This is a genomic window from Humibacillus xanthopallidus, assembly GCF_044793955.1.
Taxonomy (GTDB): Bacteria; Actinomycetota; Actinomycetes; order Actinomycetales; family Dermatophilaceae; genus Humibacillus; species Humibacillus xanthopallidus_C.
Genome location: NZ_CP084995.1, coordinates 3,982,592 through 4,003,884, shown reverse-complemented (window position 1 = coordinate 4,003,884; position 21,293 = coordinate 3,982,592). Strand labels below are relative to the sequence as shown.

21 protein-coding genes are annotated in these 21,293 nt (G+C 70.8%); 12 read left to right on the top strand and 9 right to left on the bottom strand.

All coding sequences use genetic code 11. The features are described from left to right. Window positions 1-254 precede the first annotated feature (254 nt). The 3 genes from LG278_RS18055 to LG278_RS18045 all read left to right on the top strand — a co-directional run bounded on the left by LG278_RS18055 (window position 255) and on the right by LG278_RS18045 (window position 2,216). Window positions 255-434 carry a hypothetical protein gene (locus LG278_RS18055; protein WP_404388909.1) on the top strand — a complete coding sequence of 60 codons (180 nt, stop codon included), beginning with the start codon at window positions 255-257 and terminating at the stop codon, window positions 432-434. A 149-nt stretch (window positions 435-583) separates the two neighbouring features. Further along, window positions 584-1,204, top strand: coding sequence for a DUF47 domain-containing protein (locus tag LG278_RS18050; protein ID WP_404388908.1), 621 nt, complete (start codon window positions 584-586; stop codon window positions 1,202-1,204). Window positions 1,205-1,211: 7 nt separating this feature from the next. Beyond that, the gene (locus LG278_RS18045) at window positions 1,212-2,216 is read left to right on the top strand and encodes an anion permease (protein WP_404388907.1); all 1,005 of its coding nucleotides are present in this window, start codon (window positions 1,212-1,214) and stop codon (window positions 2,214-2,216) included. 222 nt (window positions 2,217-2,438) lie between these two features. Here the strand turns inward: LG278_RS18045 and pstB are convergent, their stop codons facing one another. From pstB to mshD, 7 genes are all read right to left on the bottom strand, one after another. Further along, window positions 2,439-3,215, bottom strand: coding sequence for a phosphate ABC transporter ATP-binding protein PstB (gene pstB / locus LG278_RS18040; RefSeq protein WP_404388906.1), 777 nt, complete (start codon window positions 3,213-3,215; stop codon window positions 2,439-2,441). A gap of 21 nt (window positions 3,216-3,236) precedes the next feature. Then, complete coding sequence (pstA, locus tag LG278_RS18035) at window positions 3,237-4,199, bottom strand: phosphate ABC transporter permease PstA (protein ID WP_404388905.1); 963 nt, start codon at window positions 4,197-4,199, stop codon at window positions 3,237-3,239. Continuing rightward, window positions 4,196-5,203 carry a phosphate ABC transporter permease subunit PstC gene (gene pstC / locus LG278_RS18030; protein WP_404388904.1) on the bottom strand — a complete coding sequence of 336 codons (1,008 nt, stop codon included), beginning with the start codon at window positions 5,201-5,203 and terminating at the stop codon, window positions 4,196-4,198. The genes pstA and pstC overlap by 4 nt, the downstream gene beginning before the upstream one ends. Window positions 5,204-5,284: 81 nt before the next feature. Continuing rightward, window positions 5,285-6,406, bottom strand: coding sequence for a phosphate ABC transporter substrate-binding protein PstS (pstS, locus tag LG278_RS18025; protein ID WP_404388903.1), 1,122 nt, complete (start codon window positions 6,404-6,406; stop codon window positions 5,285-5,287). 243 nt (window positions 6,407-6,649) lie between these two features. Further along, complete coding sequence (locus tag LG278_RS18020) at window positions 6,650-7,591, bottom strand: NUDIX domain-containing protein (protein ID WP_404388902.1); 942 nt, start codon at window positions 7,589-7,591, stop codon at window positions 6,650-6,652. A gap of 109 nt (window positions 7,592-7,700) precedes the next feature. Then, window positions 7,701-10,004 (bottom strand): RNA degradosome polyphosphate kinase, encoded by a 2,304-nt coding sequence (locus LG278_RS18015; protein ID WP_404388901.1) that lies wholly within the window; start codon window positions 10,002-10,004, stop codon window positions 7,701-7,703. A 189-nt stretch (window positions 10,005-10,193) separates the two neighbouring features. Continuing rightward, window positions 10,194-11,123, bottom strand: a complete 930-nt coding sequence (gene mshD / locus LG278_RS18010) for a mycothiol synthase (protein ID WP_404388900.1) — start codon at window positions 11,121-11,123, stop codon at window positions 10,194-10,196. A gap of 180 nt (window positions 11,124-11,303) precedes the next feature. On the opposite strand from mshD, the gene LG278_RS18005 reads away from it, so the two are divergent. Beyond that, window positions 11,304-13,160: a bifunctional metallophosphatase/5'-nucleotidase gene (locus LG278_RS18005; protein WP_404388899.1), complete on the top strand. Its 1,857-nt coding sequence runs from the start codon at window positions 11,304-11,306 to the stop codon at window positions 13,158-13,160. Window positions 13,161-13,305: 145 nt separating this feature from the next. On the opposite strand, the gene LG278_RS18000 is transcribed toward LG278_RS18005, so the two are convergent. Then, the gene (locus LG278_RS18000; RefSeq protein WP_404388898.1) at window positions 13,306-14,001 is read right to left on the bottom strand and encodes a DNA-binding response regulator; all 696 of its coding nucleotides are present in this window, start codon (window positions 13,999-14,001) and stop codon (window positions 13,306-13,308) included. A 184-nt stretch (window positions 14,002-14,185) separates the two neighbouring features. On the opposite strand from LG278_RS18000, the gene LG278_RS17995 reads away from it, so the two are divergent. Then, complete coding sequence (locus LG278_RS17995) at window positions 14,186-14,452, top strand: MoaD/ThiS family protein (RefSeq protein WP_404388897.1); 267 nt, start codon at window positions 14,186-14,188, stop codon at window positions 14,450-14,452. A 6-nt stretch (window positions 14,453-14,458) separates the two neighbouring features. Further along, the gene (locus LG278_RS17990; RefSeq protein ID WP_404388896.1) at window positions 14,459-15,349 is read left to right on the top strand and encodes a hypothetical protein; all 891 of its coding nucleotides are present in this window, start codon (window positions 14,459-14,461) and stop codon (window positions 15,347-15,349) included. Between the two features lie 46 nt (window positions 15,350-15,395). Here the strand turns inward: LG278_RS17990 and LG278_RS17985 are convergent, their stop codons facing one another. Continuing rightward, window positions 15,396-15,767 (bottom strand): DsrE family protein, encoded by a 372-nt coding sequence (locus tag LG278_RS17985; protein ID WP_404388895.1) that lies wholly within the window; start codon window positions 15,765-15,767, stop codon window positions 15,396-15,398. 22 nt (window positions 15,768-15,789) lie between these two features. Between LG278_RS17985 and LG278_RS17980 the strand changes: the two genes are divergently transcribed. The 6 genes from LG278_RS17980 (at window position 15,790) to LG278_RS17955 (ending at window position 21,286) form a co-directional block, all read left to right on the top strand. Continuing rightward, window positions 15,790-16,287, top strand: coding sequence for an FABP family protein (locus LG278_RS17980; protein WP_404388894.1), 498 nt, complete (start codon window positions 15,790-15,792; stop codon window positions 16,285-16,287). A gap of 99 nt (window positions 16,288-16,386) precedes the next feature. Then, window positions 16,387-17,448, top strand: a complete 1,062-nt coding sequence (locus LG278_RS17975; RefSeq protein WP_404388893.1) for a YgfZ/GcvT domain-containing protein — start codon at window positions 16,387-16,389, stop codon at window positions 17,446-17,448. 49 nt (window positions 17,449-17,497) lie between these two features. Next, complete coding sequence (locus LG278_RS17970; RefSeq protein ID WP_404388891.1) at window positions 17,498-18,352, top strand: 3-keto-5-aminohexanoate cleavage protein; 855 nt, start codon at window positions 17,498-17,500, stop codon at window positions 18,350-18,352. Window positions 18,353-18,589: 237 nt separating this feature from the next. Continuing rightward, window positions 18,590-19,054 (top strand): helix-turn-helix domain-containing protein, encoded by a 465-nt coding sequence (locus tag LG278_RS17965; protein WP_404388890.1) that lies wholly within the window; start codon window positions 18,590-18,592, stop codon window positions 19,052-19,054. A gap of 1 nt (window position 19,055) precedes the next feature. After that, window positions 19,056-20,147, top strand: a complete 1,092-nt coding sequence (locus LG278_RS17960; RefSeq protein ID WP_404388889.1) for a hypothetical protein — start codon at window positions 19,056-19,058, stop codon at window positions 20,145-20,147. 140 nt (window positions 20,148-20,287) lie between these two features. Further along, the gene (locus LG278_RS17955) at window positions 20,288-21,286 is read left to right on the top strand and encodes an asparaginase (protein ID WP_404388888.1); all 999 of its coding nucleotides are present in this window, start codon (window positions 20,288-20,290) and stop codon (window positions 21,284-21,286) included. Window positions 21,287-21,293 lie beyond the last annotated feature (7 nt).

The following is a 21,293-nucleotide window of genomic DNA, read 5'->3' as shown; positions in this document are numbered from 1 at the left end:
GACCGGCACAGCACCTCATGGGCGCGCATGTCGGCCTCGATGGAGTAGCGGGCTCGGCGGGCCGGGCTCCTCCACCGGCACGCCTCGCAGCTGCCGAGCAGGAAGCTGCCGTGCTCGACCACGCTCCACGACATCGGCGCCGACGCCTCCGGTGGCATGCCTCCATGATGCCGGTGCGGCCACCACGTGGAAACCCCAAGCATCGTTTGTGGTTAAGCGCCACGACGCCCATCGCGGCGATCTAGATTGAGCCCATGACGCCCGAGGAAGAGCGGTCCGGAGACCTGCTCGACGTTGCCCTGGCCGACGAGATCGAGCTCGTCAGCGACCTCGTGGTAGCTGCCTCGTCAGCGACTCGCCACTTCACGCCGGCCGAGGTCGATGCGCTGCTGGGCGTCTTCCCGGTCAAGGGACACGGCAGCACGTCGAACTAGGGCTTCCGCCCCGTCAGGCTCGCCGCCTGATCCCGCGCGGATCCGGCCGGGGCCTGGGTGAACGGCAGATGTCGGCTCGGTTGCGTCCGGACGTCGATCAACCCGTAGCATCTTCCCGGACCCAGACCCCGATCGACCGGAGCACCCCCGTGGGTTTTCGCCTCACACCCCAGGACACGAGCTTTTTCACGCTCTTCACGGCGCAGGCCCAGCTGCTCGTCGAAGCGACGCGTGAGCTGACCCGCTTCCTGGAGGTCGACCTGACGAAGCGCCAGATGGTCGCCGACCGGCTCAAGGACCTCGAGCACGCCGCCGACGAGGCGACGCACGAGCTGATCAGCAAGGTGAACAGCTCGTTCATCACGCCGTTCGACCGCGAGGACATCCACAACCTCGCCGCCTCGCTCGACGACTGCATGGACCTCATCGAGGAGACCGGCGACCTCATCGTGCTCTACCACGTGGGCGACATCCCCGAGGGCCTCGCCGAGCAGTTCGAGATCCTCGGCCGGATGGCGGAGGTGACGGCAGAGGCGATGCCGCGACTGCGCTCGCTCAAGGACCTCAAGAGCTACTGGATCGAGATCAACCGGCTCGAGAACCAGGCCGACGCCCTGCACCGCAAGCAGGTGGCCAAGCTCTTCACCAACTCACCCGACCCGGTCGAGCTGATCAAGATCAAGGCCATCGTCGACGGGTTCGAGGACGCAGCGGACGCGTTCGAGAAGGTGGCCCACGTCGTCGAGGGCATCGCGGTCAAGGAGTCCTGACCCGCCGATGGAACCCACCCTTCCCCTGTTGGGGGTCATCGCTGTCATCACGCTGGCGATGGGCTTCAACTACACCAACGGCTTCCACGACGCGGCGAACGCCATCGCCACCTCGATCTCGACCCGGGCGCTGACGCCCCGGGTCGCGCTCGCGATGGCGGCGGTCGCCAACCTTGTCGGCGCCTTCTTCGGCTCCAACGTCGCCAAGACCATCGGCTCCGGCATCATCGAGACGCCGGAGGGTGTCGACGGCCTCTGGCTCGTCGCCGCCGCGCTGGTCGGGGCCACGGGCTGGAACCTCATCACCTGGTGGTTCGGCCTCCCCTCGTCGTCCTCGCACGCCCTCATCGGCGGGCTCGGCGGCGCGGCCCTCGTGGCCGGCGTGGCGGTGCAGTGGGACGTCATCTGGACCAAGGTCGTCATCCCGATGGTGGCCTCGCCGATCATCGGCCTCACCCTCGGCTACCTCTTCATGCTCGCCATCCTCTGGGGCTTCCGCCACGCCCATCCCACCCGGGTCACCCGTGGCTTCCGCCTCGCCCAGACCGCATCGGCCGCCGCCATGGCCTTTGGCCACGGCCTCCAGGACGCCGCCAAGACCGCGGGCGTCGTCGTGCTCGCGCTCAACATCGCGGGCTACCACGAGGGTGACTCGATCCCGTTGTGGGTGCTCGTGATGTCCGCTGTCGTCATCTCTGCCGGCACGTATGCCGGTGGGTGGCGCATCATGCGCACGCTCGGTCGCCGCATCATCGACCTCACACCCCCGCAGGGCTTCGCCGCCGAGACCACTGCGGCCTCGATCCTCTACGTCGCGGGTCTGGCCTTCGGGGCACCGATCTCCACGACCCACACGATCACCTCGGCGATCATGGGCGTCGGCGCGACCAAGCGGCTCTCGGCCGTGCGCTGGAGCGTGGCCGGCAACATCATCGGCGCGTGGTTCCTGACCTTCCCCGGGGCCGGTCTCGTCGCCGTCCTGACCTGGTACGTCACCGGCATCTTCCGCTGACCCCCACCTGCCGATCGAAAGAGCGATTCGTCCGGGTCGCCGTGTGGGTGCCGTGCGACGAACTGCTCTTTCGATCGGTGGGGTGAGGCAGCCGGGCTCGCTCGGCGGGACGGCATACCCCTGTGTGTCGATCCACTGGACCCGGCAACACACCGAGAAACCGTCAACCCCACCGGGCATGCCCGGTGGGGTTGACGACTACTCGGTGTGTTGCGGTGGGGGTCAGCCGAAGCGGCCGGAGATGTAGTCCTCGGTGGCCTGCTCGGACGGGTTGTTGAAGATCCGCGTCGTGTCGTCGATCTCGACGAGTCGGCCCGGCTCGCCGGTCGCCTTGAGGTTGAAGAAGGCCGTGCGGTCGGAGACGCGGGCGGCCTGCTGCATGTTGTGCGTGACGATGACGATCGTGAAGTCGCTCTTGAGCTCGTTGATGAGGTCCTCGATCGCGAGCGTCGAGATCGGGTCGAGAGCTGAACACGGCTCGTCCATGAGCAGCACCTGCGGCTGCACCGCGATGGCCCGGGCGATGCAGAGGCGCTGCTGCTGGCCACCGGAGAGGCCGGCGCCCGGCTTGTTGAGGCGGTCCTTCACCTCGGTCCAGAGGTTGGCGCCCTTGAGCGAGGACTCGACGATGCCGTCGAGGGTCTTCTTGTTCTTCACGCCGTTGAGCCGCAGGCCCGCGGCGACGTTGTCGTAGATCGACATCGTCGGGAACGGGTTGGGCCGCTGGAAGACCATGCCGATCGTGCGGCGCACCGTCACCGGGTCCATCGAGGGGGCGTAGAGGTCCTGGTCGTCGAGCATGACCTTGCCCTCGACCCGACCGCCGGGGATCACCTCGTGCATGCGGTTGAGGGTGCGCAGGACGGTCGACTTACCGCAGCCGGACGGGCCGATGAGCGCTGTCACGGACCGGGGCTCGACCGTCATCGAGACGCCCTCGACGGCCTTGAAGGCGCCGTAGTAGACGTTGAGGTCGGTGACGTCGATTCGCTTTGCCATGGGTGGACGCTTCGCTTTCTCTTACTTCTTGACCGAGCCGAAGTACGCGATGACCCGGCCGATGATGTTGAGGAGCAGGACGAGGATGATCAGGGTGAGGGCGGCCGCCCACATGCGCTCCGCGGCGGTCGCCAGGGCGAAGTCGCCGCGGTCCTGGTTGATCATCATCGGGAGGGTGGGGAAGTTGCCGGCGAAGAGGTCGCGCTGGAAGTTCTTCGTGTAGGGGGCGAGGATCAGCAGCGGCGCCGTCTCGCCCATGACGCGGGCGATGCCGAGCAGAACGCCGGTGATGATGCCCGAGAAGGCCGTGCGCAGCACCACCTTGACGACGGTGACCCACTTCGGCACGCCGAGGGCGTAGGCCGCCTCACGCAGCTCGTTGGGCACGAGCTTGAGCATCTCCTCGGTCGAGCGCACCACGACCGGGATCATGAGCAGCACGAGGGCGAGCGACGCGGCGAACCCCGACCGGCTGAGGCCGAAGGTCGTGACCCAGACGGCGTAGATGAAGAGCGCCGCGACGATCGAGGGGACGCCGGACAGGATGTCGACGGTGAAGCTGATCGCCTTGGCGAGCTTGCCGCGGCCGTACTCCACGAGGTAGACGGCGGTGAAGATGCCGATCGGCACCGCGATCATCGCCGTGACCGCCACCATCTGGAGCGTGCCCTCGATGGCGTGGCGGGCGCCGCCCCCGGCGTCGTCGGAGTTGATGTTGCGCTGGTTGCCGGTCCACCACTCCATCGATCCGAGCAGGTGGGCGCCCTTGGAGATGACCGTCCAGAGGATCCAGACGAGCGGGACGATCGCGAGGAAGAAGCAGAACCACATGACGATCCGGGCGACGGTGTCCTTGATGTTGCGAGCCCGGTGGGGGCTGCCCATCTGGCGCAGGGCGTCGCGGCCCTGACCGCCGCCGGGAGGGGTGGCGTCGTCGGGCGCGGAGGCGTCGTCGGGGCGGCGCTCGTCGGTGATGGCGCTCATTCGGAGAAGGCCTTCCTGCGCTCGATGACGACTCGGGCGATGCTGTTGACGACGAAGGTCAGCACGAAGAGCACGAGCCCCGCAGCGATGAAGGCCCCGGTCTTGCCCGGGTTGCTGAACTCGGCAGCGTTGTTGGCGATCTTGGAGGCGAAGGTCTCGCCACCGTTGAAGAGCGACCACGTCCAGGGAGCGCCGTCCGCAAGGGCCGACACGAGGAAGGTCACGGCGATCGTCTCACCGAGCGCCCGGCCGAGGGCCAGCATCGAGGCGGAGATGACACCCGGGCGCCCGAAGGGGAGCACCGCGGTGCGGATCATCTCCCACTTCGTCGCCCCGAGGGCGAGCGCTCCCTCCTTGTGCGCGATCGGCGTCTGGTCGAAGACCTCACGCGACAGGGCCGTGACGATGGGCAGGACCATGATCGCGAGGACGATGCCGATGAAGAAGATCGTGCCGCCGGAGATGCCGGTGGGGGCGAAGAGCGGGAACCAGCCCAGCGTGCCCTCCATCCACGCCTGAAAGGGCTTGAAGAAGGGGCTGAAGGTGATCAGGCCCCAGAGGCCGTAGACGATCGAGGGCACCGCGGCGAGCAGGTCGACGAGGGCAGCGGCCGGCCGAGTCAACCAGGCGGGCGCGTACTGCGTGATGAACAGGGCGACGCCGACCCCGACCGGCACCGAGATGAGCATGGCCAACGTCGAGGCGGTCACGGTCGTCCACAGGAACTCGAGGATGCCGAAGCGGGGCTCCTCCCCGCCGGGCGCCCACTCGCGGGAGGTGAAGAAGTTGGCGCTGTTGTTGGCCAGTGCCGGGATCGCCTGGACGATGAGGAAGACGGCGATGAGGGTCACGAGGACGATGACGACGACCCCCGAGAGGGTCGCGACACCGCCGAAGAGGCGGTCGCCGAGCCGTCCGGTGGAGGCGCGGTCACCCTCGAGCGGGCGTCTGCCGTCAGGGCCGGGCAACTCGTCGGTGGCGGAGACACCGGTCACGCTCGACACGTGGTTCCTTCTTCCTGGAGGGGGCTGGTGGTGCCGCGAGGGGCGGACGCCGGATCACGGCGCCCGCCCCCGCACATCGGGTCAGGAGATGGCGTCGACAGCCGTCTTGACCTTGGTGGCGACCTCGGCCGGCAGGGGCGCGTAGCCCTGCTGGCCGAGCTGGCCCTGGACCTCGTCCGAGGAGAAGGTCTTGAGGAAGGCCTTGACCTTCTTGCCGGTCTCGGCGTCAGGGTACTTCGAGCAGACGATCTCGTAGGTGACGAGGACGATCGGGTAGGCCCCGGCCTCCTTGGTGGCGTAGTCGATCTTGAGCGCGAGGTCGTTGCCCGTGCCGGTCTGCTCCGCCGTGGCGACGGTCTTGCCGGCCGACTCGGCCGTCAGCTCGACCGGGCCGGAGCCACTGTCGATCGCGGCCATCTTGAGCGAGTTCTGCTCGGCGTAGGAGAGCTCGACGTAGGTGATGCCGCCGTCCTGGCCCTTCGTGGCGGTGGCGACACCGGCGGACTTCTCCTTGCCCTCGCCCTTGCCGGTCCACTTCTTGCTCGTCTCGTAGCTCCACGCCTCGGGCGCGGCGGCCTTGAGGTACTTCGTGAAGTTCTCCGTGGTGCCCGACTCGTCGGAGCGGAAGTAGACCTTGATCGGCGTCGCCGGGAGCGTGACGCCCGAGTTGAGGGCCGCGATGGCCGGGTCGTTCCAGACGGTGATCTTGCCGTCGAAGATCTTGGCGGTGACGTCGGCGTTGAGGACGAGCTTGTCGACACCGGCGACGTTGTAGGCGATGGCGATCGGCCCGGTCACCATGGGCAGGTTCCAGGCGGGCGAGGCGCAGGCCTTGGCGGCGTCCTCGGACTCGATGGCGCCGTCCTTCTCCTCGGTCTTGAGGGCGGAGTCGGAGCCGGCGAAGTCGACCTGCTTGGCGATGAACTGCTTGATGCCGGCGCCCGAGCCCGTGGGCTGGTAGTCGATGTTGGCGTCGGTGCAGACGTTCTGGAAGACGGAGATGGCCTCGTCGATGGCGTTCTTCTGGGCCGAGCTGCCCTCGGCCTTGAGGTCGCCGGTGAAGCAGTCGGCGGACGAGCCGGCGGCGGTGCCGCTGCCGGCGGGGCTGGTGGTGGTGCTGGTGTTCTCGGAGGCGCAGGCCGAGAGCGCAAGAGCGCCAGACAGGGCGATGGCGCCGAGAGCGCTGATACGCGATACAGACACGAGCGGTTCCCTCTCGATGGGGGTGGTCTAGATGCCGGGCGGTCGGGCCGTCCGACGGTGGACTTCTCATCCACCGGCGACGCTAAGCGCGTCGGGTGACCGTTTCTCCCCGTCCGGTTAACGCAGGGTGAACGGGGCCTGACGAGTTGGGGAGGGCGCTCATCTCGTCGTGCGGGCGACCGCGCACGGGCGCACGATGAGGGGTTGGACCGCGCCGGTATGCCGTCCGGCGCGCTCCCCGGGTCAGGTGTCGATGCGCTCGACGCCCACGAGGCGGGCCTGCTCGCCGCGTCCGCTCAGGTGGCAGACGAGCACCTCGCCCTTGCGCATCGAGGAGCGGGCGGCCTCGTGGAGGCGCGCGGTCAGCCCGGTGTGCTCGGCCCCGGCCCGCGCGCCGAGCGACTCGAGCAGGCTCGGCAGCACCGGGCCGTGGCTGCACAGCGCTGCCGGCTCGCCCTTGGCGAGGAGCCGCTCGAGGTCGCGGGCGGCGCCCTCGGGGGACTCGGCGTAGCCCTCCTCGGAGAGCGCGTCACGGGTGCGGAGGCGCAGACCCCGCGCGACGGCATACGGCTGCACGGTGGCGCTGCAGCGCACCGACGAGGAGCTGACGACGCGGGTCACGCCGTAGGCGCCGAGCACGGCGGCCACCCCGGTGGCCTGCGCGCGGCCCACGGCGTCGAGCGGGCGCTGGCGGTCATCGCCCTTCCACTTGCTGCGGGGGGTCGCCTTGGCGTGGCGCACGAGGGTCAGCGGCCAGGTGTCGAGCTCGCCCGCCCGCTCGGCCCGCACGAGCGCGAGCAGCTGCTCCCGGTCGCGGGCGTAGTCGAGCCGGTCGTTGGCGGTGCGCACGTCGACCCAGGCGACCTCGTCGATCTCGTGGAGCAGCTTGCCCGAGCCGCCGGTCACGACGGCTGCCCAGTAGTGCACGATCTTCGTCGCTGGGGCGCCCGTCGCATCGAGGATGGGGTACTCCGCCAGCGGGAGCGGCGTGCCGAGCCTCACGACGAGCCCGGTCTCCTCGAAGGTCTCGCGGGCGGCCGCGACGCTCGGGTGCTCACCGGGGTCGAGCTTGCCCTTGGCCCACGACCAGTCGTCGTACTTCGGCCGGTGCACGAGGGCGACCTCGAGCCGACCGTCGCGGCGGCGCCACGGGAGCGTGCCAGCGGCTGGGACGAGGGAGGCCACGCGCGCAAGTGTGCCGCATGTGCGCCCTCAGGGCGCGGTGGTCACCCCGCACTGCCTGATATCCGTGCGCGAGGCCGACGCGCGGCGCGTCGACCGTCACGGATGCCGGTCAGCGGCGGCGTGCCTTGCGGCGGCGCTTGTCGTGGCGCTCGATGAGCTTCTGCTGCACGTCGTCGAGCGGTTCGCCGGCCTCACCGAGGTGGTGGCGCACCCACCGGCCGTCGGAGCCGAGGTCCCACCGCGACGTCGTGTCGTCGAAGCCGAGCTCGAGCAGGTCGGCCAGCTCGAGGATGTGGCTGGGCTCGGCGATGCGCACGAGCGCCTCGACCCGCCGGTCGAGGTTGCGGTGCATCATGTCGGCACTGCCGATGTAGACCTGCGGGTCCCCGCCGTGGTCGAACCAGAAGACGCGCGAGTGCTCGAGGAAGCGGCCGAGCACCGAGCGCACCCGGATGTTCTCGGACAGCCCCTCGACGCCCGGACGCAGCGCACAGATGCCGCGCACCCAGACGTCGACCCGCACCCCGGCCATGCTCGCCCGGTAGAGCGCGTCGATGACGCCCTCGTCGACCATCGAGTTGACCTTGATGACGATGCGGCCGGGAGGAGCCCCCTCGTCGCGGCGCTCGTGGATCTCGATCTCCTGCTCGACGAGGTCGACGAGACCGGAGCGCACCGAGCGCGGCGCGACGAGCAGCCGCTTGAACTTGCTGCGCGGTGCATAGCCCGAGAGCAGGTTGAAGAGGCGGGAGAGGTCCTCGCCGACCTGCGGGTCGGTGGTGAAGAGCCCGAAGTCCTCGTAGACGCGGGCCGTCTTGCCGTTGTAGTTGCCGGTGCCGATGTGGCAGTAGCGCACCAGCCCCTCCGACTCCTGGCGCACGACGAGGCAGAGCTTGGCGTGGGTCTTGAGCCCGACGACGCCGTAGACGACGTGGACGCCGGCCTCCTCCAGCTTGCGCGCCCACGAGATGTTGTTGACCTCGTCGAAGCGCGCCTTGATCTCGACGACCGCGAGCACCTGCTTGCCCGCCTCGGCAGCGTCGATGAGGGCATCGACGATGGGCGAGTCACCCGAGGTGCGATAGAGGGTCTGCTTGATCGCGAGCACCTTGGGGTCGCTCGCCGCCTGCTCGATGAAGGCCTGCACCGACGTCGAGAACGAGTGGTAGGGGTGCTGCACGAGCACGTCCTTCTGCCGCACGGCCGCGAAGAGGTCGATCGCCTTGGAGCTCTCGGTCGGCGCGAAGTCGGGGTGCGTGCGCGGGAAGAACTTGGGGAACTCGAGGTCGGACCGGTCGACGTCGGCGACGGTGAAGAGCCCACGCAGGTCGAGCGGGGTGGGGAGGCGATAGATCTCGCGGTCGCTGATCTGCAGCTCGCGGGCGAGCATGTCGAGCACCTTGGGGTCGATCTCCTCCTCGACCTCGAGCCGGATCGGCGGCCCGAAGCGGCGCCGCGTCAGCTCCTTCTCGAGGGCCGTGAGGAGGTTCTCGGCGTCGTCCTCCTCGACCTCGAGGTCCTCGTTGCGGGTGACCCGGAAGGAGAAGTGCTCCTGCACGAGCATGCCGGGGAAGAGCTGGTCGAGGTGGCTGGAGATGACGTCCTCGAGCGGGACGAAGCGCTTGCGCTCGATCTCGGAGTCGATGTCCTCCTCGACGAGGATGAAGCGCGGGAGGCTCGGCGGCACCTTGACTCGGGCGAAGTGCTCCGTGCCGGTCTTGGGGTTCTGCAGCAGCACGGCGAGGTTGAGCGAGAGCCCCGAGATGTAGGGGAAGGGGTGGGCCGGGTCGACGGCGAGCGGCGTGAGCACGGGGAAGACGCGGTCGGCGAAGAAGAAGTGCAGCGGCTCGCGGTCGTGCTCGTCGAGGTCGTCCCAGCGCACGATGGTGATGCCCTCGTCCTCGAGGCTGGGCCGCACGTCGTGCTGGAAGATCGACGCGTGCTGGTGCATGAGCTCGTGCGCGAGGCGCGCGATCCGCTCGATGAGCTCGCGCGGCTCGAGACCCGCGGCCGTGCGCACGGCGAGGCCCGTGGCGATGCGTCGCTTCAGCCCGGCCACCCGCACCATGAAGTACTCGTCGAGGTTGCTCGCGAAGATCGCGAGGAAGCGGGTGCGCTCAAGCAGTGGCACGGCGGGGTCCATCGCGAGCTGGAGCACCCGCTCGTTGAACTGCAGCCACGAGAGCTCCCGCTCGAGGTAGCGGTCGGCGGGGAGCTCGTCCTGCTCCTCCGGGACGGCCGCTGCGCCGACGAAGCGTCCGTTGGGTCCCCGGGCGGGCACCCGCCGGCCCTGGACCGTGCTGGTGAAGGAGCTGACCTCGGCTTCGAGGCCCTCGCTCAGCGCGCCGTCGCGGGCGCGCTCGTCGGTGCCGGTCTCGTCGAGGGGGGTGGTGGTGAGGCTCCCGGTGCTCATGTGCCCATGGTGGCACCGATTGAGGTCGGCAGGGCCATCCTGTCTCGTCCGGCGGAGGGTGCCCGGCCGGCGTGCTCGCGCCGGCCCACCGACCCCGAGGCCGTATGCCGTCCGGCTGGGTCGCGCTGTAGGCTCCGTCGGCGCGGGGCACCGGCCCTCAGGCGGCCCTCTGGCGCCTTCCGGCGGCCCTCAGGGGCGGGCGAACTGCTGGTGCACCTCGACGTCGGTGAAGCCCAGCGCGGTGTAGGTGCGCACGGCGGCGACGTTCTCCTCGTCGACGTAGAGCACGACCTCATGGAGGCCGAGGGAGCGAAGGTGGTCGAGTCCGAGCACGGTGACGGTGCGCCCGAGCCCCTGTCCCTGACGATCCGGTGACACCGCGACGACGTAGACCTCACCGACCTGCCCGCCGTCCTGCACCGGGGGGTCGACCTTGGTCCAGTGGGAGGCTGCGAGCCGGTCGGGGTCGTCGGCCTCGACGACGAGGATGAGGCCGGCCGGGTCGAACCACGGCTCCGCCATCCGCTGATCGAGGTCGGCGCGACGCAGCGAGCCCTGCTCGGGGTGGTGCGCGAAGGCGGCCGCGTTGAGGGCCAGCCACGCGTCCTCGTCACGTCCGCGCTCGAAGGTGCGCACGGCATACCCCGCCGGCAGCTCGGGAGCCGGCCATGGCGGGCCGGAGCGCAGGGAGCGGCCCATGACGTGGAGTCGCCGCACGGGCTCCAGCCCGAGGGCGGCGGCGAAGGCGGAGGCCGACGCGGCGCTCGCTCCGGAGCCGTGGCTCCAGACGCGTGCGTCACGGGGCAGCGCGACGAGCAGGGCACGACCGACGCCCTGCCGGCGACGTGTCGGCGCCACGACGAGCTCGGCCGAGGGCGGCTCGCCGGCGGCGCCCACCCGCCACTGGGCGTAGCCGATGATCGCGCCCGCGTCGTCGGTGGCGAGCAGGTGACGGGCGCCGTCGTGGTCGCGCGAGCGGGCCGAGAGGCGGAACTGCTCCGAGAGCGGGGCGGACCCGTCGTGCCGTTCGGCGTCCGCCGCGAGGGCGAGCACGGAGTCGGCCTCGGCGGCGGTGAGCGGGTGCTCCTGGTCGCGCACGGCGACGGTGGGCGGACACATACGGCGATTCCACCACAGCGGCACCACGCGACCGGGGGTCACGGCAGCAGAAGCGGGCTCGCCGGTCACCGGCCGTCACCAGTCTTTTACCTGACAACACCCATTTGGCTCCCGCCCGGGGCTACCCTCCCGGGAGGACGCCCATGGGCTCCGATCACCACCGATGAGCAAGGGGAAGACATGTCCCGTTCCACCCGCCGCCTCGCCGGCGTCGCGATCGCAGGTGCCTGCGTCGCAGCGCTCGCGGCCCCGGCCCTGGCGGCACCCACCGCCGGTCCGGACACGAGCAAGGCCCCCGGCAAGACCCAGTTCGACATCCAGATCCTGTCGTTCAACGACTTCCACGGCAACCTCGAGGCGCCGTCCGGCTCGAGCGGCCGCGTCACCGTCGACCACGTCATCGATGCCAATGACGTCGACGGCGACAAGATCACCGACGAGGCGGCCGACGTCACGGTCAACGCCGGCGGTGTCGAGTACCTCGCCACCCACCTCGCCGAGGCCCGCAAGGGTAAGCCCCACTCGCTCACCGTGGCGGCGGGCGACCTCGTCGGGGCGTCGCCGCTGCTCTCTGCGGCGTTCTACGACGAGCCGACCATCGAGGCCCTCAACGCCGTCAAGCTCGACGTCTCGGCCGTGGGCAACCACGAGTTCGACGAGGGCTACAAGGAGCTCCAGCGCCTGCAGTCCGGCGGGTGCATCGACGACGGCGACGGTGAGGACGACCAGAACTCCTGCCCCGACGGGTCGTTCTCCGGTGCTGACTTCCAGTTCCTCGCTGCCAACGTCATCGAGAAGGCGACTGGCAAGACGATCCTGCCGCCCTACGCCATCAAGAACGTCAACGGGGCCAAGATCGGCTTCATCGGCATGACCCTCGAGGGCACGCCCAACATCGTCACGGCAGCGGGTGTCGCCGGCCTCGAGTTCAAGGACGAGGTCGAGACGGCCAACGCGCTCGTGCCGGTGCTCAAGAAGCAGGGCGTCAACGCGATCGTCGTGCTGCTGCACGAGGGCGGTGACCTCAACCGTCAGCCCTGGGTCTACAACGGCAAGACCTACCAGGCCAACCCCAACTACGACTACGTGTGCCAGGGTGGCGGCTCGCTGCGCGCCGGCTCGCCGATCCTTGCCATCAACGAAGGCCTCGCCCCCGAGATCGACATGGTCGTCTCCGGACACACGCACCAGCCCTACGTGTGCGGCCTGCCCGACGGCAACGGCAAGGAGCGTCTCGTGACGTCCGCCTCGTCGTTCGGTCGGCTCTACACCGACACCACGGTGACCTACGACCGTCGCACGTCCGACATCGTGCGTCCGACGATGGCTCAGTCGGCCAACAAGATCGTCACCCGCACCGTGCCCAAGGACCCCTTCCAGACGGCGCTCATCAGCACCTACAAGGAGCTCGTGCGTCCGATCGCCTCGGCCGTCATCGGCTCGATCACCCAGGACGTGACGCGCACGGCCAACACGAGCGGCGAGTCGGCGCTCGGGGACCTCATCGCCGACGCCCAGCTCGCCGACCCGACCGTGGTCACTGGCGGACAGACACCGGTCATCGCGTTCATGAACCCGGGCGGCATCCGCGCCGACCTGACCTACAACAACTCGCCCTACGGAGAGCCGGCCGGAGACGTCACCTACGAGGAGGCGTTCACGGTCCAGCCGTTCAACAACTACCTCGTCTCCCTGACGATGACGGGCGCGCAGATCAAGACGCTGCTCACGCAGCAGTGGACGGGCGCCAACGCCGCGGCGCCCAAGATTCTGCAGGTCAGCAACGGCTTCGCCTACACCTACACGGGCACGACGCTGGGCTCGGTGACGCTCAACGGAAGCCCGCTGGTCGACGGCCAGAGCTACCGCGTCGTCACCAACAACTTCCTCTCCGACGGTGGTGACGGCTTCCCGGTCTTCACCCAGGCGACGGGGAAGTACTTCGGCGGGCTCGACATCAAGGCGTTTGCCGACTACCTCAAGGCCAAGTCGCCCTACACGCCGGCGCCGCTGAACCGCATCACCAAGCTGGGCTGAGTCCCGGCCACCACCCACCGGGCGTATGCCGTGAGCCCGCCTCACGGCATACGCCCGCGGTGGGCGTTGCGACATCTGCACAGCCGAACGGCCCGTTCCCCACGGGGGGACGGGCCGTTCGTCGTGTGCTGGCGGGGCCAGGCGGTCAGGTGCCGGCCGGCTGGGCCTCGGCGCGGTCGGGCACGAGGCGGTAGCCGACGTTGCGCACGGTGCCGATGAGGGCCTCGTGGTCGGGGCCGAGCTTGGCGCGCAGGCGCCGCACGTGCACGTCGACGGTGCGGGTGCCGCCGTAGTAGTCGTAGCCCCAGACCTCCTGCAGCAGCTGGGCGCGGGTGAAGACCCGGCCCGGGTGCTGTGCGAGGTACTTCAGCAGCTCGAACTCCTTGTAGGTCAGGTCGAGCGCGGCCCCTCGGAAGCGCGCCGAGTAGCTGGCCTCGTCGATGACGAGCTCACCCGAGGTGATCGGCAGGTCGAGGTCGGCGTCGCTGTCCTGACCCTTCGTCATGGCGAGGCGCAGGCGGGCGTCGACCTCGGCCGGCCCTGCGGTGTCGAGCAGCACGTCGTCGAGCCCCCACTCGGCCGTCAGACCGGCGAGGCCGCCCTCGGTGAGGACGGCCAGCAGGGGGGTGCCGATGCCGGTCGTGCGCAGCACCCGGCAGAGCGAGCGGGCGCTCGCGAGCTCGCGGCGGGCGTCGACGAGCACGACGTCGCAGTCGGGGGAGTCGACGAGCGCAGTGGCCTCTGCGGGCAGGATGCGCACCGTGTGGCTGAGCAGGCCGAGGGCAGGCAGGACCTCGGCGCTCGGAGCGAGCGCGTTGGTGAGCAGCAGCAGTCGGGCCATCTCATGCAGGATAGGCGAGACTGGTCACCTGCGGCCGGATGACAATCCACGGTGAGACGACGTCCGGAGCGGTCCTCGGCCGCAGTGCTGACGGGGGCAGCGAGCGGCAACGAGCGACCAGCGACGACCAGCGACGCCGCACGACACAGAGCGACACAGAGCGACACGGAGCACGAGGAGCGACATGGCGGTCCCACAGACGCACGCGGCAGTGACCGTGCGCTACTGGGCTGCGGCCCGGGCGGCGGCCGGCGTCGACGCCCAGACGCTCGAGCTCGCGGCTCCGACGACCGTGGGAGCCGTCGTCGACGCCGCCGTGGCCGCCCACCCGCAGCTCGGGCGAGTGGCACGCGTGGCGACCTTCCTGCTCGACGGGCGCTCCGTCGGACGCGATGCCACGGTCGGGGACGGAGCCAGCGTCGAGGTGCTCCCCCCGTTCGCCGGCGGGTGATGCACAATGGCGCCCGTGCCTGACGACGACGCCGCCACCGCCCGACCGGGCGAGCCCGGCTCTCCGCACGTCCGGGCCTCCGCGGCTTCGGGCGCGTCGGCCGCCTCGGGCGCGTCGGCCGGGCCGGTGCCGCCCCCTGCGGCCGTCGTGCGCTGGGTGGGGGCCGGGGCCACCCTCGTTGCCGCCCTGGCGATCCTGCTGGCAGCCACGGCGGGGTATGCCGCCCTGCTGGCTGTCACCCTCGTGCTCGCCCTCGTCGTGGCGTGGGGTTGGCCGCCGGTGGCGCACTCACACACCCCCGACGCCACCTCGGTCGTGCTCGCCCTCTCGGCCGTGGCCATCGTGCTCAGCGCGGCACGCGACGACCTCGAGTGGCTTGCCGCCGCCGTGGCCTTCGGCATCCTGCTCTCCTTCGCGGCCCAGCTCATCCGGCCGCCGCAGCGCGAAGGGCTCGTGCTGACCCTGCTCGCGTCGTTCGGCGGGCTCGTCGTGATCGCCTCGGGCACCTCGGCGGTCGTCGCGGCCAACTCGACGACCGGCGCGAGTGTCGCCGCCCTCGGGGGTGCCGCGGTCGCGGCGGCCCTCGTCGCCGACCTGCTCGCGGGGGTCGTCGCGCGGACGGGCCGCGACGAGCGCGTGGTCGGAGCCCTGCTCGCGGGTGTCGCGCTCGTGGCCGGCGTGGCCGGGGCGGTCGTCACCGCCGCCCTCGTGGGGGACGTCAGCCCGGGTCCGGCCGCGCTGGTCGGAGCCGTCGTCGGACTCGTCTCGTGGGGCCTGCGCCGGGCGCTCGTCCTGGAGCCCGCGATGGCGACGGTGCGCGGTCAGGCCGGCGCCGCGGTGGCCTCGGTGCTCGTGGTGGGCGCCGTCCTCCACGCGGCCACCACGGTCCTCACCTGACCCCTCGAGTGGCCGCTCCGTCCCTTGCGCCCAGGGGAAGGGGAGGTCAGTAGACGAGGGCCTGGGCCCGTGGCGCCATGACCTCCTCGACGAAGGCTGCCGCGCCGCGGATCTGCGCCCCGTCGACGAGGTCGCTCTCGGACAGGTCTCGCCGCGCGGCGCACTGCGAGCAGACGGTGAGCCGACCCTCGGCGACCACGGCGTCACGCAGGTCGGCCAGCCCGGCGGCATACGGCAGCTCGAACTGCTCGGCGCGCCCGGGCACCGCCAGCCACGACGCCTCGCCCGTCAGCCAGAGCGAGACCTCGACCCCGCTCGCGACGGCCGTCGCCGCGACGGTGAAGGCCTGCGAGAGCCGCTCGGGCGCCTCGACCCCGGAGGTGAGCTTGACGACGAGCATGCGCGAGGGGGAGTCCATGCCCTCAGGCTACGATCGCCGCATGTTCAACCTCGACCAGGACATCCCCGAGCCGCTGCGTCCGCTGGCGTGGCTCATCGGTCGCTGGGAGGGCGCCGGCGTCGTCGGCTACCCGACCATCGAAGAGGCCAACTTCGGTCAGGAGATCGAGGTGACCCACGACGGACGCGGCTTCCTCAAGTGGGAGAGCCGCGCGTGGATCCTCGACAAGGAGACCGGCGAGCGGGCGCGTCCCGCTGCTGTCGAGTCGGGCTTCTGGCGTCCGCTCGAGGGTGGTGAGGTCGAGCTGCTGCTCGTGCACCCGACGGGCATCCTGGAGCTTTACTACGGCACCATGGAGCCGGCCAAGATCCAGCTCAAGACCGACGGCGTGCTGCGCGCCCCGGGCGCCAAGGAGTACAACGCGGCGACCCGGATGTATGGCCTCGTCGAGTCGCAGCTCTTCTGGGTGATGGACATGGCCGCCGTGGGGCAGGAGCTGCAGAGCCACGTGTCGGCGCGCCTCAAGCGCGTGGAGTGACGCCCGGAGGCCGGTCGGCTCCCGGTCAGTCATGGCATCGGCCACGGTCGTGCACGGAATGCGCCGCCGCCGTGCGATGGTTGCACGGTGGTGAGTGACGTGACGCAGGTGCCGACCGACCGTGACGAGACGGACGGGCAGAGCCCTGCCCCTCGCAGCCCGCTGCTCGACCGACCCGGTGCCGTCGCCGGCGAAGGACGCGACGCCTCGGTCGCGCTGCACTACGGCGACCCGATGCGTGAGCAGCGGATGCTCGAGGAGGGGCTCGGCGTCGTCGACCTCGGCAACCGCGAGGTGCTCACCGTGTCGGGCCCCGACCGCCTCAGGTGGCTCAACTCCCTGACGACGCAGCTGCTGCTCGGGCTGGCGCCGCGCGAGTCGCGCGAGGCCCTCATCCTCTCGCCGAAGGGCCACGTCGAGCACTCGCTGCACCTCGTCGACGACGGCGCGACGACCTGGATCACGACCGAGCCCGGAGCTGGCGCAGCCCTGCGCGAGTGGCTCGAGCGGATGAAGTTCATGCTGCGCGTCGAGATCGCCGACGTCACCGCCGACTGGGCCGTGCTCGGCGAGCCGCACGCCACCGAGTCCGTCGAGGGCGAGCCGCTCGCCTGGCGCGACCCGTGGCCGCACCTCGTCGGCGACACCACCGCCTACGGCCCCGCCGACGACCACCCGGGCAGCACGCGGGCCTGGCGCGAGGTGATCGTGCCCCGCTCCGATCTCGTTGCGGCAGTGGGAGATCGACCTGTGGCCGGGCTGTGGGCGGCCGAAGCGCTGCGCGTTGCCGCCTGGCGTCCGCGGCTGGGCTTCGAGACCGACCACCGCACGATCGTGCACGAGGTCGACTGGCTGCGCACCGCCGTGCACCTGCACAAGGGCTGCTACCGGGGGCAGGAGACCGTGGCGCGCGTGCACAACCTCGGCCGTCCGCCCCGCCGCCTCGTCTTCCTCCACGTCGACGGCTCCGGTCACGTCCTGCCGCCGCAGGGCGCGGAGGTGTATGCCGGCGACCGCGTCGTCGGTCACCTGACCTCCGTGGGTCGTCACCACACCGACGGCCCGATCGCACTTGCGCTCATCAAGCGCAACACCGACCCCACGCTCGACCTGCTCGTCGGCGGCCTCAGCGCCGCGCAGACCGTCATCGTCGCTCCCTGACCTCTCTGCCCGACGTCAGGGGCCTACGGGTGGCTGGCAGGATGACGGCATGAGCACCGCACGCACTGCCGCGAGCACGCTGATCACCGTCGCACCGACGGGCGCCGAGACGGCCAAGGTCGACGTCCCGGCCCTGCCGACCACGCCCGAGGAGCTCGTCGAGACGGCCGTGGCGTGCGAGCGGGCCGGCGCCGCCCTCATCCACATCCACGTGCGCGGACGCGACCACCAGCCGACCCTCGACCCGGTGCTGCTCAAGGAGGCCGTCGACGGGGTGCGCGAGGCGACCGACCTCGTCGTCCAGCTCTCGACGGGCGGCGCCATCACGGACCCCCTCGAGCAGCGCCTCACGGTGCTCGACGCCGACCCCGACTCGTGCTCGTTGACGTGCGGCACGACGAACTTCGGTGACGGGGTCTTCCTCAACCCATGGGGTTTCATGGTCGACCTCTACCGCCTCGCCCAGGAGCGCGAGGTCGTGCCGGAGTTCGAGCTCTTCGAGCTGGGCCACGTGCACGCCCTGCGCCGCCTCATCGACGAGTGCGGCCTGCCCCACGGCGGCAAGGTCCACGTCGACTTCGTCACGGGCGTGCCCGGCTCCATGCCCGGCACCGCCCAGGCCCTGCTCGCAGGGGTCGCCATGCTGCCGCCCGAGGTGACGAGCTGGTCGGCGACGGGCATCGGTCGCGCCCACCTGCCGATCGCCGCGGCCTCCCTCGCTGCCGGCGGCCACCTGCGGGTCGGCATGGAGGACAACCTCATGTTTGCCAAGGGTCAGCCCGTGGGGCACAACAGCGAGCTCGTCGCGCGGGCCGCGCAGCTTGCGACGCTCCTGCAGCGACCGCCCATGTCGACGGCCGAGGCGCGCGCTGCCCTCGCGATCAAGGACCGCCGCACCCGCTGACCCGGCCGGACGGCATACCGGAGTCTCTCGCCCAGCCGCCGGTCATGCGGCAGGCACCTGCAACGTGCGTTCGGCACCCCAGAGCCGTCAGGGGTGTCAGACGCACGATCTGCCGCGCGTCCGGCACCTCCGGACGTCGCGAGGTGCCAGACGCGCGAAGGGGTAGGTGAGGGGTGTGGGCGGGCTCACGCTGCCCACAGTTTGCATTTTGCTTGCTCTAGCAAGCACAATGGAGAGGTGAGCAAGCTACCGCTACCGGACCTCGGGGCCTACTTGCGCGAGCAGCGCGAGAACGCCCAGCTGTCCCTGCGTCAGCTCGCCGAGATGGCCGGCGTCTCCAACCCGTATCTGTCGCAGATCGAGCGAGGCCTCAAGCGGCCGAGCGCCGAGATCCTGCAGCAGATCGCCAACGGGCTGCAGGTGTCGGCCGAGTCGCTCTACGTCCGGGCCGGAATCCTCGACGAGCGGGTCGTCGACGACCCGGCCGCCGCCCCGAGCGTCCTCACCGCCATCGCCGCCGACGCCGCCCTCACGGATCGTCAGCGCGCTGTGCTCGTCGACATCTACCTGTCCTTCGTCGGCGCAGCCGACAACGACCCCCAGACCCCCGGCCGGACGCCGATCCCTCGCGCCCGCCGCCGCACCACGCCGCCCAGCTCTCCCGCTGTCGCGGCCCCGAACGTCAACGAGAAGGAGAACTGAGATGGCTCTCAGCGACAAGATCACCAAGGCCGTCAAGGACGCGCAGAAGCAGGCCGAGGCCGCAGCTGCCGACGTGCGCGGCCAGCTCGACGAGATCGAGGGCAAGCTGCCCGAGGTCTCGGTCGACGCGACGCCGTTCTATGCCGTCGTCGGTGCCGCCAACATCGCGCTCGACACGGTCAAGACCGCCAGCGAGCAGCTCGACCTCGCCCGCAAGCAGGCCAAGAGCATCGACCTGCGCAAGGGCGCCCAGAAGGAGGCCAACGAGCTGCAGAAGGACCTCCAGAAGCGCATCAAGGACCTCCAGAAGGGCACCGCGCAGCTGCAGGCGCTCGCCACGACCTATGCCGAGAAGTTCGTCACCCAGGGCAAGGACCTCCCGGCCCAGGTGCTCAACCAGGGCCTCGTCATCGCGAGCAACGCCAAGGACCAGTACGACGCTGCCGCCGCGCGTGGCGAGAAGGTCGTGACCGACCTGCGCGCCCAGGGCGAGCGCGCCGCGTTCGACGCCGTCGAGATGCGCGACGCCGCCATCAAGCGTGGCCGTCGGGTCGCCAAGACGACCGCCACCGAGGGCAGCAAGGTCGCCTCGAGCATCGTCGACGTCGTCACCCAGGACGCCTCCAAGCTCGGCGCCCAGGTCGAGAAGGCCGCCGAGGCCGTCGAGAAGGCTGCCGCCCCGGTGCCCGCCAAGCGCACGGCCGCCCACCAGCGCGCCATCCGCAAGTCGGCGGCCCAGAAGGCCGCCGCGACGCGCAAGGCCAACGCCGTCGAGTCCACGACGACCCGCAAGGTCGCCGCCCGCAGCTCGGCCACGACCGACGACCCGCAGGCCACCGTGGCCCGCAAGGTCGCCCCGGCCAAGACCGCCGCCAAGAAGACCGCCAAGAAGACGGCGACCACGACGAAGAAGACGGCCCAGAAGGCTGCTTCGACGACGAAGGCCACCGCCGCCAAGACCGCCGCCAAGACGGCCGACACGGCCAAGACCGCGGCAGCCAAGACCGCCGACACGACCAAGACCGCCGCGGCCAAGACGGCCGACACGGCCAAGACCGCCGCTGAGGTCACCACGGGCGTCAAGACCAGCTGACCCCGCGCCGCACGTCGGCACGAGTCACAGCAACAGGGCCGTCACCCATCGGGTGACGGCCCTGCCGCATGTCCGGCCGCAGCTCCGACGCAGACGGGCGGCCGTCGGCGCGGTGCGAGCCCTCCGGCATACTGCGGGTCGTGTCCAGCCCCCACGCCCCGGCCTCGTCCGCCCTCACCGCCGCTCCCGTCGTCGCGCACGTCGTGCGAGGCGGATTCGTCGAGTCGGTGCACCACGGCACGGCGGTCGTGACGGCCGCCGACGGCACCGTCGAGCTGGCCGTCGGTGACCCGGAGGGTGTCGTCTTCCCGCGGTCGTCGAGCAAGCCCCTGCAGGCCCTCGCCATGGTGCGCCACGGACTCGCGACCGACGGGGCGCTGCTGTCGCTCGCATGCTCGAGCCACTCCGGCGAGGACCTCCACCTCGACGGCGTGCGCGAGATCCTTGCCAGCGCAGGCCTTTCGGAGACCGACCTGCAGAACACTCCCGACTACCCCTACGACGAGGCCGCTCGCACGGCGTGGATCGCAGCCGGCAGCCCGAAGCAGTCCATCGCCCAGAACTGCTCGGGCAAGCACGCCTCGATGCTCGCCACCTGCGTCGTCAACGGCTGGAACCTCGAGACCTACCGCGACCCCCGCCACCCGCTCCAGGCCGCGATCATCGAGACGATCGCCGACATCACCGGCGCGCAGCCCGGCGCTGTCGCGGTCGACGGGTGCGGCGCCCCCATCCACGCGATCCCGCTCACGGCCCTGGCCCGCGGCTTCGGCCGGCTCGCCGCCGCGACGGACGGACCCGAGGCCCGCGTCGCGGGCGCGATCCGGGGATTCCCGGAGCATCTCGGCGGCACGACGCGTGACGTCACCGCCCTCGTGCGCGGCATCGACGGGCTCGTCGCCAAGGACGGCGCCGAGGCGGTGTATGCCGTGGGGCTGGCCGACGGACGCGGCGTGGCCGTCAAGATCGCCGACGGCTCCCCGCGGGCGCGGTCGGTCGTGCTCGCGGCCGTGCTGCGTCGGGTCGGGCTTGAGAACCCCGATGTGCCCGCCACGGCCGACGCCTTCGCCGCCCTCGAGCGGTCGCCGGTGCTGGGGCACGGCCAGCCGGTCGGCTCCGTCGTCGCCGTGGGCATCTGAGGCCGTC